We start from the raw sequence: 15,701 nt of genomic DNA, 5'->3' as shown, positions 1-15,701 counted from the left end.
CACGGCGGCGGGCCCGTGACGTGGCCGTTCACCGATCATCCACCGGCACCGGCAGTCCATTCACGCCGCCGCTACCGGGCCTGGAGCGATGCTCTGAGCATGGCTGACTTTCTGGTTGTCCTGGGCGTCATCGGCTTCGTCGCCGCGATGCTGGGCTTGATCTGGGGATTGGAGCGGGTGTGAGCCTCACCGACGGGCTGCTTCTGATTCTTTCGTTCGGCGTCTTCATCTTTCTGGGCGTCGCGCTATTTAAGGCGGAGTTGTTCTGATGACCTTCGCGTGGACGATCGTCGCGCTCGTGGGCGTGCTGGCGATCTGTTGGCGATTCCTCGGGGCGTACATGGTCGCGGTGTTCGAGGGCCGGACGAGATGGCTTGCATTCGTGGAGCGGCCGGTTTACCGGCTGCTGAAGGTCGACACCAGGACTGAGCAGTCCTGGCAGCGGTACGCGACCTCGGTGATCATGTTCTCCGGCGTCGCGTTGCTGTTCGGCTACCTGATCTTCCGACTGCAGGGCCATCTCCCGCTCAACCCGCAACATTTCGCCGCAGTCCGATCGGACACCGCGTGGAACACGGTGGTGTCGTTCGTGACCAACACGAACTGGCAGTCCTACGCGGGTGAGACGACGATGTCGTATCTATCGCAGATGGGCGTGCTGGCGCTGCAGAACTTCCTGAGCGCCTCGGTGGGTATCGCGGTAGCGGTAGCGCTGATTCGCGGGTTCTCGCGTAAGGGCTCGAAGACGATCGGCAACTTCTGGGTCGATTTCGTTCGCACCACGCTCTACGTCCTGCTGCCGATCGCATTCGTCGCTGCGATGATCTTCATCGCTCAGGGTGCGTTGCAGACGTTCGCGGGTCCGGCCGAGGTGTACAACACCCTGACCGGGGCGACGCAGACCCTGCCGCGCGGCCCGATCGCTTCACAAGAAGTGATCAAACAACTGGGTACGAACGGCGGCGGCTTCTTCAACGCCAACGGCGCGGGGCCGTTCGAGAACCCCACCGGGTTGACGAACTTCCTGTCGATCGTGCTGATCCTGTGCATTCCGGTGGCCCTGACCTACACCTTCGGGAAGATGGTTCTCAGCATCCGGCAGGGCGTGGCCATTCTCGCGGTGATGGGCATTCTGTTCGGCGGCTGGCTGGCAATGGCCACGGTGGCCGAAGGGCAGGGCAACCCGGCCGTTGCCGCCGCCGGCGTGACCCATCAGCCCGAGGGCAACATGGAGGGCAAGGAGACGAGGTTCGGTACAGCCTCATCGACGCTGTACAACATTACCGCCACGCAGACATCGACCGGCAGTGTCAACTCGGCGGCGGACTCATACACGCCGATGGGTGGGTTCGCAATGCTCACCGGAATGATGCTCGGCGAAGTGAGCCCCGGGGGTGTCGGTACCGGTCTCTACTCGATGCTGCTGTTCGCGGTCATCACGGTCTTCATCGGCGGGTTGATGGTCGGTCGAACGCCGGAGTACCTGGGCAAGAAGATCCAGGCGCGGGAGGTGAAGCTCGCCGCCCTGGGCGTCCTCGTCATGCCGATCACCGTGCTGGTGCTGACCGCGATAGCGACGGCGGTCGGGGCGGGACGTGCCGGGCCGCTCAACGCCGGGCCACACGGCTTCTCCGAGATCCTGTACGCCTACACGTCGCAGACGAACAACAACGGTTCAGGGTTCGGCGGCCTGAGCGCCAACACCCCGTTCTACAACATCACCGGTTCCATCGCTCTTTTGATGGGGCGGTTCGCCATCATCATCCCGGTGCTCGCCCTGGCCGGGAGCCTGGCCGCGAAGCAGGTTGTCCCGGCCTCCCGGGGAACCTTCCGGACGGACAAGCCGATGTTTGTGATTCTGCTGACCGGGGTCGTACTCATCATCGGTGGGCTGACGTTCTTCCCGGCCGTCTCGCTGGGCCCGATCGTCGAGCACTTCAGTCACGGAAAGCTCTTCTGATGAATTGTCTGACTAAAGCTATTGCTGCAAGGCGCGCGCGGGCGGCCAGCCGACCCGATCGCGGAAGGGTCTTCTGATGCCCGACAACAATGTCCTTTTCCACCCGGGTTCGGCACCGGAGCGCGACGGCGGTGCGGCGGTATCCGCCCGCGGCGTGGTGAGCCGGCGCAGCCTGTTCGACACCGCGATCATGCGGCGGGCTGTGATCGACGCGGTCCTCAAGCTGAATCCGCGCGTTCAGATCAAGAACCCGGTGATGTTCGTCGTACTCATCGGCACTGCGGTGACCCTGGTGGACTCGATCGCCCATCCGAGCGTGTTCGCCTGGTCGGTCACTGTCTGGTTGCTGTTGACCGTGCTGTTCGCCAACTTCGCCGAGGCGATGGCCGAAGGGCGTGGCAAGGCCCAGGCCGACACGCTACGCAGGACCCGGACCGGTACTCAGGGTCGCCGCCTCGACAACAACGGCAACGAGCAGCGGGTCGCGGCGGCCGAGCTGGTCTCCGGCGACCTGGTGGTATGCGAGACCGGCGACGTGATCCCCTCGGACGGGGAGATCGTCGAAGGGATCGCGTCGATCGACGAATCGGCGATCACCGGCGAATCGGCTCCGGTGATCCGGGAGGCCGGCAGCGACCGGTCCGCGGTAACCGGCGGCACCATCGTCCTCTCCGACCGCATCGTCGTTCGGATCACCGCCGAGGCGGGCAAGTCCTTCCTCGACCGGATGATCAGTCTGGTGGAGGGAGCGCGGCGCCAGAAGACGCCGAACGAGATCGCACTGAGCATCCTGCTCGCTGCGTTGACGATCATCTTCGTACCGGTCGTCGTGACCCTCGCGCCGTTCGGCGAATTCGCCGGTGGCAACGTATCGGTGATCATTCTGGTGGTCCTGCTGGTCTGCCTGATTCCGACCACCATCGGCGCGCTGCTGTCGGCTATCGGTGTCGCCGGTATGGACCGCCTGGTCCAGCGCAACGTGCTGGCGATGAGCGGCCGGGCCGTCGAGGCGGCTGGCGACGTGCAAACGCTTCTACTGGACAAGACCGGCACCATCACGCTCGGGAACCGGATGGCATCGGCCTTCTACCCGGTCGCCGGCCACCGTGAGGAGGACCTGGCCGGAGTCGCCCAGCTGGCATCGCTGGCGGATGAGACGCCCGAGGGACGGTCCATCGTGGTGCTGGCCAAGGAACGCTACGGGCTACGTGAGCGCGAGTTGGGGCCGGAGCACGTCTTCGTTCCGTTCAGCGCGAACACACGGATGTCCGGACTGGATGTCGGTGCTCGGCGAATCCGCAAGGGCGCCGCCGACGCAGTCAAGCGCTGGGTGGCCGACCAGGGCGGGGACCTACCGGCCGAACTCGACCAGATCGTCGAGCGGGTGGCGCGTGCGGGCTCGACCCCGCTGGTGGTGTCTGACGGACCGCGCGTGCTCGGCGTCGTCGAACTCAAGGACGTCGTCAAGCAGGGCATCACGGAGCGGTTCGCGGAACTGCGCGAGATGGGCATCCGAACGGTCATGGTCACCGGCGACAACCCGTTGACCGCGGCCGCTATCGCTCAGGAGGCCGGCGTCGACGACTATCTCGCCGAGGCCACTCCCGAGACGAAGCTGCAGCTCATCAAGGCCGAGCAGGAAGGCGGCAAGCTCGTAGCGATGACCGGCGACGGCACCAACGACGCGCCGGCGCTCGCCCAGGCGGACGTGGGTGTCGCCATGAACATGGGTACCACGGCCGCAAAAGAGGCCGGCAACATGGTGGACCTGGATTCCAACCCGACAAAGCTTATCGATGTCGTGGAGATCGGGAAGCAGTTGCTGATCACCCGCGGCGCGTTGACGACGTTCTCCATCGCCAACGACGTGGCGAAGTACTTCGCCATCATCCCCGCGCTGTTCGTGGCGACTTTTCCGGAGCTGAACAAGCTGAACATCATGGCGCTGCACAGCCCTCAGACCGCCGTGCTCTCCGCGGTGATCTTCAACGCGTTGGTCATCATCGCGCTGATTCCGTTGGCGTTGCGCGGAGTGCGGTTCCACTCGTCCAGCGCATCGGCGATCCTTCGCCGCAACGTGCTCATCTACGGCCTCGGCGGGCTGATCATTCCGTTCGTGTCCATCAAAATTATTGATCTCATACTCACCGCTATCGGGGTCTTCTGATGCTGGTAAATCTCCGGCGGGCAATCGTCGTCTCGCTCGTGTTCTTCGCCCTACTCGGTCTGGCCTATCCGCTGGCCGCGACCGGCGTCGGACAACTCCTGTTCCACGATCAGGCGAATGGATCCCTGACCGCCAACGGCTCGACCCTGATTGGGCAGGCATGGGAAGGCCCGGGATGGTTCCAGGGTCGGCCGGACGGGTTCGACCCCAACGCCACTGGCGGGTCGAACCTCGGCCCCCGTTCGCAGGAACTGTCTGACAGCGTCAAGGAGCGGATCGACGCGCTGCAGGACAAAGGCATCGACCCTACGAATCACCTGGTCACCCGCTCCGGTAGCGGGGTCGACCCGGACATCTCACCGGACGACGCGTACGCCCAGGTAACCGCCGTCGCGAAGGCCAGGGGGCTTTCCGAGGATCAGGTACGCGACCTGGTGTCCCGGCACGTCACGGGACCGCAGTTCGGGTTCCTCGGCGCCCCTCATGTCAACGTTCTCCAGCTCAACGAGGCGCTCGCGGCACTTCAGTAAGCAATCGGCGTCGGCTGAGAGAGGCGAGTGGGAAGGAGGGCCGTGCCGGGCGGGGTGCCACCCCGCCCGGCACCGGCATCCTGTTGGTGCCCGCCCCGGCAAGGGTGCTTCGCACGGAGGATCCCCGCCCTGCCGGGGTGTGCGCCCGGCCACAGGCGGGAGCGCCCCGGGCGAGAGACCATTGGCCCCGGCCAGGACATCGGTGGCCCCGGTAGGAGGGACAGACACGGACACCATCACGATCCGACGGGACGTCATCGGCTCGCTCGCGGCGCTCGCCTGCATGGGCGTACTTCTCGCCGGGATGCTGCCGCTGCGTCCGCACCTGAGCGTCGCAACGTCCGCACTGGTGCTCGTTGTGCCAGTCGTCCTCGGTGTCGTACTTGGTGGCTTCCGGGCCGGCGTCGTCGCCGTGATCGCCGGATTTCTCGTCTACGACGTTCTGTTCATCCCGCCGTACATGACACTCAATGTCGGCGCCGCCGAGAACTGGACTGCCCTCGCCGTCTACGCCGCAGTCCTGCTGCCGATCGCCCGGGTGGTCGCCGGGATGAACGCTGCGCGGGCGAAGGCCCAGCAGCGTGGTATGCAGATCAGGGAACTGTTTGCACCATCCGGTCTGCTCGTCGAGGACAAGCCGTTCGACGAGCTGAAGTCGATGATCGTCAACACCGTGCGGGATGTATTCGATGCACGTCAGGTGGTGCTGCTGTTACCGAGAGAAAACGATCTGGACATCGTCGCCTCGGCCGGCGCGCCGCTGACCGAAGAGGACCGCGGCAAGCTCATCCCCGCCCCGGGACAGCTTGCCAACCTGGATAGCTACCCGGCTATTGACAAGGACCGCTTCGGGCTCGCGCTGATCGCGGCCAACCGCCCCGTCGGCCTGCTCGTGGTGTCCGGTCAGCGGCTCGCCAAACAGGAGCGCGAACCCCTGCTCCTGTTCGCGAACCAGGCCGCCCTCGCCATCGAACGCGCGCAATTGCGCGAGCACGCTTTGCGTACGGAACTCACCGAAGAGGTCGAACGGCTGGCCCGCATGCTGGTCGCCGCGGTGTCACACGATCTGCGCACACCGCTTGCCTCGATCAAGGCATCGTCCTCCATCCTTGCCGATCCAGACCTCGACATCGGCCGCGCGTCCCAGCTGGAGCTGGCCGAGCTCATCGACACTCAGGCCGACCGGCTCGCGGCGCTCGTCACCAATCTGCTGGACATGAGCCGGGTCCAGGCCGGTGTGCTGCGTCCCAGGTACACCGTCACCACCGTTGCGGATCTGGTGGCGACCGTGCTGCGCGACCTGTCGCCGGCGCTGGGCGCGCGCCTCGTGCGCGTCAACGCACCGGTCGACCTGCCGCCGATCGACATCGATCTGGTTCTCATCACCCGCGTCCTGACCAATCTGCTGGTCAACGCCGCCCGACACGGTCCCGGGAACACGCCGATCACCATCGACGCCGAGCTGACCAGCGCCGGGACCATCACCGTTGCGGTCACCGACCGTGGCCCGGGTGTTAGCCCCGATCGGCGCAGCGAAATCTTCGGAATGTATTCCCGGCGACCGGGGGACGCGGGCACCGGACTCGGCCTGACCATCGCCAAGGCCTTCATCGACGCCCACGAGCAGCGCATCTGGACCGAAGACGCGCCCCAGGGCGGCGCCCGATTCTGCTTCACCCTGCCCGTTGCGTCGCCACTTCCCGAGGAGATCCACCTTGTCCCGCATCCTGATCGTTGACGACGACAGCGACCTGCTCAACGCCTGCCGGGTCGGGCTGCGGGCACTCGGTCATGACGTACGGACCACCGAAACCGGCATCGACGGGCTCAACGAGGTCGCGCTGCGACCACCTGAGGCGATCGTCCTGGACCTCGGCCTGCCGGACATCGACGGCTTGGAGGTCTGTCGACGCATCCGCACCTGGAGCGACCTTCCCGTCGTCGTTCTGTCGGCCGACAGCTCCGAAGACCGTAAGGTGGACGCCCTCGACGGCGGTGCCGACGACTACATGACCAAACCGTTCGGTATGCGGGAACTTGATGCGCGCGTACGCGTCGCACTCCGCCACCACCTGGCGGGTACCGCGGACGATCAGACGACAGAACTGCGCGCCGGCCCCCTTCGTCTCGACCTCGTGCACTACGAGGCCACCTTCGACGGTCGTCCTCTTGACCTCACCCCGAAAGAGTTCGACTTCCTCGCGTACCTCGCCCGCCACGTCGGAAAAATCTGCACCCGGCGGATGATCCTGGAAAACGTCTGGGGAGCCGCGTACTCGAAGGAGTTGCAGTACCTCAAGGTCTACGCGTATCGGATCAGACGGAAGCTTCACGACGAGGACGGCCACTTCCTGGAGAACGACCCCTCCGTCGGCTACCGGCTGGTGGTCGCGGACAACTAGCGGACGCTTCGTCTCATGGCTGTGGCGGTCGAGACGGCTGCCTATCCGTGGTCTGGACCTGGTTGGCCGGTGCCGCCGAGGTTGTTTCGAGTTTGGTGTGGAGGACTTCGCGGGCCTGTTCGGCGGCACGGGTGATGCTCTCGCTGATGAAGTCGAGGAAGCGGGCGATGTTCTCCAGGCGGGTGGCGGCGGGGGTGTTGGGGCCGAGGATGGCGACGCCTTGGCGTGCGGTTTCGACGAGCTGGTCGTTGGATCGGGCGCTGGCGATCGTCGCCTGGTAGAAGAGTTCGTCGTCAACGACGTAGCGGTCGCGGCGGCGTTCGTCGCGTTCTCGACGGACGAGGCTCTGGCTCTCCAGGAAGGTGATCGCTTTGGAGATGGACGCCGGGCTGACCTGGAGGCGCTGGGCGAGTTGGGACGCGGTGAGGCTGCCCGCGTCGGTGGTGAACAGGCAGGTCAGCACCCGGGCTGTCATCTTGGTCAGGCCGGAAGCCATGAGGACGGTAGTGAACGTCTCCTCGTACTCGGCCACGGCCTCGGCGTCGCGTCCGTGCGGCTGGGGGACTGATTCCGCCCCCCGGGAGGAGGCGGGCCTGCGCCGGTGGGCGCGGCGTTCGGTGGCGCGGTGGGCCAGGTCGGCGCGGTAGGCGGTGGGGCCGCCGTTGCGCATCACCTCACGCGTGATCGTCGAGGTGGGACGGTCGAGGCGTCGGGCGATCTCTGCGTAGGGGAGGCTGTCGGCCACCCCCAGCGCGATCTGCTGGCGTTCCTGCTGGCTGAGCCTGCCTCCCGGCATCGCGATCTCCTTGGTGGTCCTTCATGGCGGTCCCTGATCCCCCCACTATAGCGTTCACTTCTCATCCATTGCAATGATCAATGCGTTCATCGTTGCATTGAATCCAGAGCCGTTGCAACACTTTCCAGGCTCCCACCTGCACATATGCCCATCCGGTGCAACAGAAGTGTTGCCCGGTTGTGGAAAGCAACGTAGCGTTTCCGGTGTCAGAAACACGAACGAGCACAGGAGAGCACGATGCAGAAGTTCGCCACCCCCACCCCGATCTCCGCCGTCCTGGACATCCCCGCCGGGCGCATCCAGTTCATCGCCGCAGACCGCGCCGACACCACCGTCGAGGTCCGGCCCGCCGACCCCTCCAAGAGCCGCGACACCAAGGCCGCTGAGCAGACCACCGTCGCCTACGCCGACGGCGTCCTGCGGATCACGGCCCCGACCCCCAACAGCCAGCTCTTCGGCCCCTCTGGATCCCTGGAGGTCACCGTCCAGCTGCCCGCCGGCTCCCACATCGAGGCCAAGACCGCCAGCGCCGAGCTCCGCGGCGTCGGACGTCTCGGCGACGTTGCCTTTGAAGGCGCGTACCGCCAGATCAAGATCGACGAGGCCGCGAGCGTCCGCCTCACTGCGATCGACGGCGACGTCGAGGTCGGCCGGCTCAACGGTCCTGCGGAGATCAGCACCGCAAGGGGCGACATCCGGATCGCCGAGGCCGTGCGGGGCACGGTCGTGCTCAGCACCCAGTCCGGCAACATTTCGGTCGCCGCCGCCGCCGGCGTCTCGGCCGCGCTGGACGCCGGCACCGGCTACGGCCGCGTCAGCAACGCCCTCAAGAACGATGGCACCGCCGAACTCGACATCCGCGCCACCACCTCCCATGGCGACATCGCCGCCCGCAGCCTCTGAGAAGCAGAACCAGGGCTATCCGGCCGGGCCCACCGCGATCGAGATCCTGTCGGTCGCGGTGGGCCCGCCGTCCGTCCCGAGGGCTTGCGATCCACGCGTTCGTCTCGGCGCCATCCCGCACCCCGATGCCGAGGTCGAGCTCTGGGCGGCGCTCCTGCACACGTTCGTCGACGGACTCGCCTCCCAGATCATCAACACACCCCGCGAGGTGTCCGCCGACGCCGCCGCACGACTGCTGCGTTCGCTGCTGCAAGCCGTACCTTCCGGTTGTTGAGACGGCGCCTGGGGTCAGCCCATGGTGGCGGTCGGGAATGACGTCGGTCGGGCCTGGCCTCTTGTGGTGGTCGCAGGTTGAGGCGGCCGGGAGCACGTGGCAGGCTCATGCCCCGTGATCGATGACTTCGCGAAGACGCACCTGCACAGCGATCTGCGGGAGGTTCGCGAGGCGATCCTGTGGAAGCTCGACGGGCTCGGCGAGTACGACATCCGCCGCCCCCTGACCGCGACTGGCACCAATCTTCTCGGCCTGGTCAAGCACCTGTCGGTCTGGGAGGCCAGGTACTTCGGCGAGGTCTTCGGGCGGCCGTTCCCCGAACCCCTGGGCCGCTGGGAGGATGCCGAGGCGCGTGGCAGCGACATGTGGGCGACCGAGCACGAGACGCGCGAGGAAGTCGTCGACCGTTACCGTCGCGTGTGGGAGCACTCAGACACGACGATCATCACCCTGGCCATCGATTCACCGGGCTACGTGCCCTGGTGGCCGCGCCCACAGGTCACGCTGTTCGCCATCCTGGTCCACATGCTCACCGAGACGAGCCGGCACGCCGGACACGCCGACATCCTGCGCGAACAGCTCGACGGGTTGACAGGGACCGCAGCCCGGTACGCCAACCGGCAGCACGACGCGGCCTTCTGGGAAGCCATGCGCGCGCAGATCGATCGGGCCGCCAAGGCAGCCGATACAACCCTTGCCTGAGGCGCGTCCGTAAGCCGGTGATCGTCGACTGCCCCCGGTCCGCTGCTCGTGTTGGCGCCGGTATACCCGCAGATCATGTCTGTGCCGGAGCGCTACCTCGGACCTGACCTCGTACAGGCACGCCTGCCACAGGATATTTTCCCCGTCGCTGCGGCCGAGCACGCGCAGCCGGTCGGCAAGCAGCTGTCAGCCAGGAGTCTGGCCCATAGGTGGCCTTCGATATAATGATTCGTTGTGGAGTGTCGTCTGTGGTTGATGCCGACTCAGGTGCGGAGAGGGCGAGGAAGCAGATGCGTCGAGGTTCGTTCGGGCGGGTGGTGTTCGGTCTGTTGGCCATGCTGTTCGTAATCACGGCCAGCGGTTGCGGGTCCTCCGAACCAACCGGCGGGGCGCTACCGTCCCGGCTGCGGGTCGGCGTCGTGCCCAACGTCTCCCCCGAGAAGCAGCGCGCGTTGTACGAGCCGCTGCGGACCTATCTGGCTGACCGGCTCCAGGTCGAGGTGGAGCTCTTCGTCGCCAACAACTACGCGGGCGTGGTAGCGGCCCTGGTCGCCAAGCAAATGGACGTCGCCTACCTCGGTGGGTTGACCTACACGCAGGCGGCTGAGCAGTCGCCGGGTGTGGTGCCGTTGGTGACCGAGGTCGACGAGGAGACCGGCACCCCGCGTTACTGGGCCGCGGTCGTCGTGCGGGCGGAGGCCCCCACCAAGTCCGTCGCGGACGTCGTCGCCGCCGGTGGCCGGTTCGCTTTCGGGGACGTGGGCTCGACGTCGGGGAGCCTCTACCCGCGGATGATGCTCGTCGACGCGGGCGCCAAGTGCCAGCCGGACGACCTGAACGCCTGCCCCCCGCTGCGGAACGTCACCTTCACCGGGGGGCACGACGCGACCGCGCAGGCGGTGCTCAACTCCTCCGTTGAGGCTGGCGGGCTCGAACTGCGGATCCTGCACCGGCTGGAGCGGCAGGGCACCGTCCCGAGGGGCGCCCTGCGGGTGGTGGAGCAGCGCGAGGTGATGGGCTACCCGTGGGTGGCCCGGGATGGGCTCGACGAATCCGCCCGGCAGAAGGTCACCGACGCGTTCCTCGCCATCACGGACCCAGTCCTGCTGTCGTTGATGCGGGCCAAGTCCTACGCGGCGGTCTCGACCGCGGACTACACCGAGGTACGGCAGAACGCCGAGCGCCTCGGTCTGCTCACCAAGCGGTGACAGCATGGACGTCACGCTGACCGGGCTCTCCGTCAGGTTCGACAGCCAAGCCGTTCCGGCGCTGGAATCCGTGGATCTTCAGGTGCGCGCTGGCGAACAAGTGGCGTTGCTCGGCTCCTCGGGAGCCGGGAAGAGCACCCTGCTGCGGGTGCTGCTCGGCGGCGTACGGCCGCTGGCGGGGGAGGTCCGCGTCGGTGGCCGTGATCCCTTCGGGCCGGCCGCCGACGTGCGGGCGCTGCGGCAGCGGGCCGGGTTCCTCCGGCAGCGCGACGACCTCGTCCCCGGCGTCAGCGCGCGGACAAACATCCTGATGGGCCAGTCCTGGCGGTGGCGGGTCGGTGACTGGCTCACCGTCGCCCGGGGCGGCGTGCCGCGCCGGCACACCGCCCGCCTCGACGAGTTGGCCCACCGCCACGGGATCATCGACCTGCTCGATCGGCGGATCGAGCACCTCTCCGGCGGTCAACGCCAGCGGGTCGCCCTGGTACGGGCGCTGCTCGGCGGACCAGGGCTGCTGCTAGCGGACGAGTCGACGACGGGGTTGGACCCGGAGCGGGCCGCGGCCGCCGTGGCGGACCTGCGCGGGGCGGACGGCGTCACCTTGCTGCTCGCCACCCATGACGGCGCGCTGGCCCGGCAGTTCCCCCGCGTCGTCGGGCTGCGCGCGGGGCGGATCGTCGCTGACGGCCCACCGGACACGATCTCGATGGAGCAGCTCTATGCCGCTTGAGACGGAGGATCAGGACCCGCCGGTCGCGTCCGCGGGGCGGCCGGCCGGTCCGCGGACACGGGCACCGATGCGTACGTTGCAATGGGTGGGGCTGCTGGTCTGCGCCACCGTCGTGCTCTGGTCGCTCTCGGCGACCGGGGTGGGCGTCGGATCGCTGGTGCAGGGGCGGGAGGGCACCGTCCGGTTGCTCTCCGGGCTCTTCCCACCCGACCTGGACCCTGTACTGCTGCGCCGGATCGCCACCGCGACCGTGCAGACCCTGCAGATCTCGGTCGCCGCGCTTGTGCTGGGTGCCGTCCTCGGCCTGCCGATGGCGGTGCTCATCGCTGGCAACGTACGGGCACCGCGGGTGCTGGCCCTCCCGGCGCGATGGCTCGCCGCGGTGCTGCGGGGCGTACCGGAGTTGCTGTGGGCGCTGCTCTTCGTGGCGGCGGTCGGCCTCGGACCGGCCGCCGGGGTCTACGCGATCAGCCTGCACTCGGCCGGCATGGTGGCCAAGCTCTGCTCCGAGCAGATGGAGGCGGTCGACCCGGCCCCGGTGGAGGCGGTCCGTCTCACCGGCGCCTCCCGCACCGCGACCGCGCTCTTCGCCGTCGTCCCGCAGGCTCGGGGCACCATCGTGTCCCAGCTGCTCTACCAGTGGGAGTGCAACGTCCGCAGCTCGGTGGTGATCGGCTACGTCGGCGCGGGCGGGCTGGGCCAGGAACTCGGCGTGGCGCTGCACCTGTTCCGCTACCAGGAGCTGGCGACGCTGATGGCCGCCGTGCTGCTGCTGGTCCTCATCGTCGACGGCATGTCGGTCCTGATCCGCCGGCGGCTCGGGGTCATCGCCGGGCCGCCCGGCGACTGCGAACGACCCCGTTTCCGCCAACGCTGGCGCCCACAGCACTGAGTTGCTTCACACCGCCCCGGCGGGACGGGGCGCCAGCTCGATCGGACCCGTTCGTGGACCTGGGCGACGGGCGGGCGCATCGACGATTTCGGCGATCGCTTCGAACGGGTTGTACTGGCCGATCTCCTTTGCCACGATCCCGGCCTGGGAGCGGTAGCCCGGGTCGCGCAGCACCGTCTGCACGGCGGCGCGCAACTCGGTCGCCCCCGGCATGCTGGTGCGCAGGTTGACGCCGGTGCCGCTCCACTCGACGCGGGCGGCCACCTCCGGCTTGTCCTCGCTGGCACCGGCGACCACCAGCGGCACTCCGTAGTACAAGGCGGTCTGCACCCCGCCGTAGCCGCCGTTGGTGACCAATGCGTCGGCGTGTGGCAGCAGCCGGTCGAACGGCACGAAGCCGGCCAGCCGCACGTTGTCCGGCACTTCGGCCAGCGCCCGGCGTACCAGGTCCGGCCCGTCCTCGCGAACGGTGGCGGCCACCACGAGGACGTCGAGGTCGGCGAGGGCGCGCACCGTGGGGATGACCAGTTCGTTCAGATCGTTGTTGGCGACGGTGCCCTGGGTGACGACCACCACCGGCCGGCCGGCTGACAGCTCGGGCCACCATGGCGGCTCTACGTAGTCGCCGGTGGAGGCTGGAGGAAGCGTACCGACGAACTGCAGGTGCTCCGGAAGGTCGCTGCGGGGGTACTCGAAGCTGGGCACGGTCAGCTGCAGGTAGTGGTCCGTACGGCGGAACGGCGCGTCGAAGAGGTAGCCGGGCACCGTCACACCCAACGACTCGAACGTTGCCGCGCCGAATCTCTGCAGCTCGGCAAAGCCCTGGCGCACCTCAGCATTCATCGCGCGGTTGCGGGCGCGCGCCTCCTCGCCTGGCGTTGGCACGATACCGGCGCCGAACGCAGGAGTGTCCTCGCTCTGGATCAGCAGGGGGACAGAGCCCAGCGTCACGAGCGTCGGGCGTTCCTCCGGCGCTGTCGAGAGGCTGAGCACCGGTATCGACCAAAACCCAAGCTCACCAAGCACCACATCCGCGGGGAACGTCGCCAGCAGCGCCCGTAAACCCCGCACCTGCGCGGGCAGATGGCCGAGGAAGAAGTTCTCAAAGTCGAACGACAACTGGGCCGGTCCTGGTGGCAGCGTGGCCCGCACCGGAAAGAGGGTGTCCAACTTCCGGTCGTCGAGATCGGCTTCCGGCGGTAGTGCCTGGAATCGTGCTCCGATCGCCAGCGCGCGCTCCTCGAACCGGGATCCGGTGTATACGACCACCTCGTGACCACGCCCAACCAGGTCCGCCGCGACCGTGAGGACCGGGCTCACGTGTCCCTGAAAGGGAGTCGCTCCAACTATTACCTTGGCCATTCGAATCTCCTCATTTAGTACAGCGCCGGCTTCACCACGCGAGATTGGAGGGAGGTCCCGGCGTTCCGGCCCGATGGGCGCCGGAGCCCGCTGCTCGCTGATCCTCACGGCGCGAGGACGCCGAGGCGGTCGGCCGCCTCGATCACCTCACCGAGCAACCCGAGCCATTGGTCCACGTCGGCGGCCTTCAGGCCCACGTCGAGCCCGAGGCCCTGGCCGCCGGCGAGGTACACCTGGGTCACACCACTCTCGCGGGCGGCCATGAGGTCCTCGGCGATCTGCCGGGGCGATCCGCCGAGGAAGGGCCGGCCCTCCCCGATCGGCTCACGGGTGACCGGGGTCGGCCAGGGCACCTGGTTGACCACCATGAGATCCCCGGGGTCGCGGCCCGCCTCCCGGGCGGCGTCATAGAACGCGGACACGACGCCGCGCAGTTCCTGCGCCGAGGAGGTGATCGGGATCAGGCCGTCCGCGATCCGGGCGGCACGCTTGACGGCGGCCGGCGCATTCGCGGCCAGCAGCACCGGAATGCGGGCCTGGACCGGCTTGGGGTTCACCTGCGACGGCGCGATCCGGTAGAACTCGCCTTCGTGCCGGACCGGGTCCGGGCACCACGCGGCCCGCATCGCCGTGATGAATTCCTCCGTGCGGGCGCCCTTGCGGCCGCTCGACACGTTCGCCGTCTCGAACTCGTTGTGCTGCCAGCCCTGTCCCAGACCGGCGATGACCCGGCCGCCGCTGAACCGGTCCAGGGTGGCGAGCCGGCGGGCGAGCATCACGGGCACGTGCAGCGGCGCCACCAGAACCGCGGTGCCCAGCTTGATCCGCTCGGTCACGGCGGCGATGTAGCTCAGCGTCTCCAGCGGCTCGTACGTCGAGCCGTAGAACTCCGGCAACATCTCGGGTTCACCCCCCGTCCACAGCACGACCTTGTCGATCGGGCGGAGCAGGCGTTCAAACGTCCACAGGGCGCTGTAACCGAGCCGTTCGGCCTCCTTCGCGACCTTGACGATCGTCTCCGGCGAGGTCTGCGGCCCGGCGGTGGGCAGTGCGAGACCGAGTTCCATGGGTCCTCCAACAGGTCGAATTCATCAGGATCGCGGCGTGGAAACCCGGCCGTTTAGGGCCGGGGGAGGTAACGCCGCTCCCTCCCCTCGATGCTCGTCTTGCGTGATGGGTGGATAGAATGTGAGGCGTGGGTGAGGTGGTGAAGCGGGCGTACAAGTACCGCTTCTATCCGACCCCTGAGCAGGTTGAACAGTTGAATCGCACCTTCGGGTGCGTGCGCAAGGTTTACAACCTGGCCTTGGAGGCGCGCACCCGTGCGTGGGCCGTTGACCGGCAGCGCAGCACCTATGTGCAGTCCTCGGCGTGGCTGACCGAGTGGAAGCGCACCGAGGAGTTGGCGTTCCTCAACGAGGTCAGCTCGGTGCCGTTGCAGCAGACGCTGCGGCACCTGCAAGCCGCGTTCGCCGCCTTTTGGGGCAAGCGGTCGCGCTACCCGCGTTTCAAGGCCAAGCGTAAGTCCCGGGCGTCGGCGGAATACACCCGCTCGGCGTTTCGCTGGCGTCACGGGCAACTCACCCTGGCCAAGATGGACGCCCCGCTGGGCATCGTGTGGTCTCGGCCCCTGCCCGAAGGGGCCGAACCGTCGACGGTCACGGTGTCCCGCGACGCGGCCGGTCGGTGGTTCGTGTCCCTGCTGGTCGATGACCCCACCGTCAAGGCACTGCCGCCGCTGTTCACGGCGGTCGGGGTGGACGTGGGCATCACGA

At 67.7% G+C, this 15,701-nt stretch carries 17 protein-coding genes; 14 read left to right on the top strand and 3 right to left on the bottom strand.

What is annotated here, in order from left to right:
- Positions 1–15 precede the first annotated feature (15 nt).
- From ABZV00_RS08745 to ABZV00_RS08715, 7 genes are all read left to right on the top strand, one after another.
- Positions 16–183, top strand: a complete 168-nt coding sequence (locus tag ABZV00_RS08745) for a hypothetical protein (RefSeq protein ID WP_355603182.1) — start codon at positions 16–18, stop codon at positions 181–183.
- A complete protein-coding gene (locus ABZV00_RS08740) occupies positions 180–269 on the top strand; it encodes a potassium-transporting ATPase subunit F (RefSeq protein ID WP_355603179.1) in 90 nt (29 codons plus the stop codon). Before ABZV00_RS08745 ends, ABZV00_RS08740 begins: the two co-directional genes overlap by 4 nt.
- Complete coding sequence (gene kdpA / locus ABZV00_RS08735; protein WP_355603176.1) at positions 269–1,960, top strand: potassium-transporting ATPase subunit KdpA; 1,692 nt, start codon at positions 269–271, stop codon at positions 1,958–1,960. The genes ABZV00_RS08740 and kdpA overlap by 1 nt, the downstream gene beginning before the upstream one ends.
- A gap of 154 nt (positions 1,961–2,114) precedes the next feature.
- Entirely contained in the window at positions 2,115–4,127 is a 2,013-nt protein-coding gene (gene kdpB / locus ABZV00_RS08730; protein ID WP_355603699.1) for a potassium-transporting ATPase subunit KdpB, read from the top strand.
- Positions 4,127–4,657, top strand: coding sequence for a potassium-transporting ATPase subunit C (locus ABZV00_RS08725; RefSeq protein ID WP_355603173.1), 531 nt, complete (start codon positions 4,127–4,129; stop codon positions 4,655–4,657). Before kdpB ends, ABZV00_RS08725 begins: the two co-directional genes overlap by 1 nt.
- 202 nt (positions 4,658–4,859) lie before the next feature.
- Positions 4,860–6,395 carry an ATP-binding protein gene (locus tag ABZV00_RS08720; RefSeq protein WP_355603170.1) on the top strand — a complete coding sequence of 512 codons (1,536 nt, stop codon included), beginning with the start codon at positions 4,860–4,862 and terminating at the stop codon, positions 6,393–6,395.
- The gene (locus ABZV00_RS08715) at positions 6,373–7,059 is read left to right on the top strand and encodes a response regulator transcription factor (RefSeq protein ID WP_355603167.1); all 687 of its coding nucleotides are present in this window, start codon (positions 6,373–6,375) and stop codon (positions 7,057–7,059) included. Before ABZV00_RS08720 ends, ABZV00_RS08715 begins: the two co-directional genes overlap by 23 nt.
- Before the next feature lie 13 nt (positions 7,060–7,072).
- Here the strand turns inward: ABZV00_RS08715 and ABZV00_RS08710 are convergent, their stop codons facing one another.
- On the bottom strand, positions 7,073–7,855 hold the full coding sequence (locus ABZV00_RS08710) for a helix-turn-helix domain-containing protein (RefSeq protein WP_355603165.1): 783 nt from the start codon (positions 7,853–7,855) through the stop codon (positions 7,073–7,075).
- Positions 7,856–8,092: 237 nt separating this feature from the next.
- Here ABZV00_RS08710 and ABZV00_RS08705 point away from each other — a divergent pair, with 237 nt between their 5' ends.
- From ABZV00_RS08705 to phnE, 6 genes are all read left to right on the top strand, one after another.
- Positions 8,093–8,758, top strand: coding sequence for a DUF4097 family beta strand repeat-containing protein (locus ABZV00_RS08705; RefSeq protein ID WP_355603162.1), 666 nt, complete (start codon positions 8,093–8,095; stop codon positions 8,756–8,758).
- On the top strand, positions 8,730–9,032 hold the full coding sequence (locus ABZV00_RS08700; protein WP_355603159.1) for a hypothetical protein: 303 nt from the start codon (positions 8,730–8,732) through the stop codon (positions 9,030–9,032). The genes ABZV00_RS08705 and ABZV00_RS08700 overlap by 29 nt, the downstream gene beginning before the upstream one ends.
- A gap of 114 nt (positions 9,033–9,146) precedes the next feature.
- Positions 9,147–9,734, top strand: a complete 588-nt coding sequence (locus ABZV00_RS08695) for a DinB family protein (protein WP_355603156.1) — start codon at positions 9,147–9,149, stop codon at positions 9,732–9,734.
- Positions 9,735–10,024: 290 nt separating this feature from the next.
- The gene (gene phnD, locus ABZV00_RS08690; RefSeq protein ID WP_355603153.1) at positions 10,025–10,942 is read left to right on the top strand and encodes a phosphate/phosphite/phosphonate ABC transporter substrate-binding protein; all 918 of its coding nucleotides are present in this window, start codon (positions 10,025–10,027) and stop codon (positions 10,940–10,942) included.
- 4 nt (positions 10,943–10,946) lie between these two features.
- Positions 10,947–11,672 carry an ATP-binding cassette domain-containing protein gene (locus tag ABZV00_RS08685; RefSeq protein ID WP_355603151.1) on the top strand — a complete coding sequence of 242 codons (726 nt, stop codon included), beginning with the start codon at positions 10,947–10,949 and terminating at the stop codon, positions 11,670–11,672.
- 67 nt (positions 11,673–11,739) lie between these two features.
- Positions 11,740–12,564: a phosphonate ABC transporter, permease protein PhnE gene (phnE, locus tag ABZV00_RS08680; protein ID WP_355603148.1), complete on the top strand. Its 825-nt coding sequence runs from the start codon at positions 11,740–11,742 to the stop codon at positions 12,562–12,564.
- Positions 12,565–12,570: 6 nt separating this feature from the next.
- Here the strand turns inward: phnE and ABZV00_RS08675 are convergent, their stop codons facing one another.
- Positions 12,571–13,884, bottom strand: a complete 1,314-nt coding sequence (locus ABZV00_RS08675) for a nucleotide disphospho-sugar-binding domain-containing protein (RefSeq protein ID WP_355603145.1) — start codon at positions 13,882–13,884, stop codon at positions 12,571–12,573.
- A gap of 146 nt (positions 13,885–14,030) precedes the next feature.
- On the bottom strand, positions 14,031–14,993 hold the full coding sequence (locus tag ABZV00_RS08670) for a TIGR03619 family F420-dependent LLM class oxidoreductase (protein ID WP_355603141.1): 963 nt from the start codon (positions 14,991–14,993) through the stop codon (positions 14,031–14,033).
- A gap of 128 nt (positions 14,994–15,121) precedes the next feature.
- Here ABZV00_RS08670 and ABZV00_RS08665 point away from each other — a divergent pair.
- On the top strand, positions 15,122–15,701 hold a 580-nt coding region (locus ABZV00_RS08665), incomplete at its 3' end, for a transposase (RefSeq protein ID WP_355603138.1).

The sequence above is a fragment of the Micromonospora sp. NPDC005173 genome (genome assembly GCF_040608515.1).
Lineage (GTDB): Bacteria > Actinomycetota > Actinomycetes > Mycobacteriales > Micromonosporaceae > Micromonospora.
Note: the sequence above shows the minus strand (reverse complement) of the source record. Positions and strands in the feature narration are given on the sequence as shown.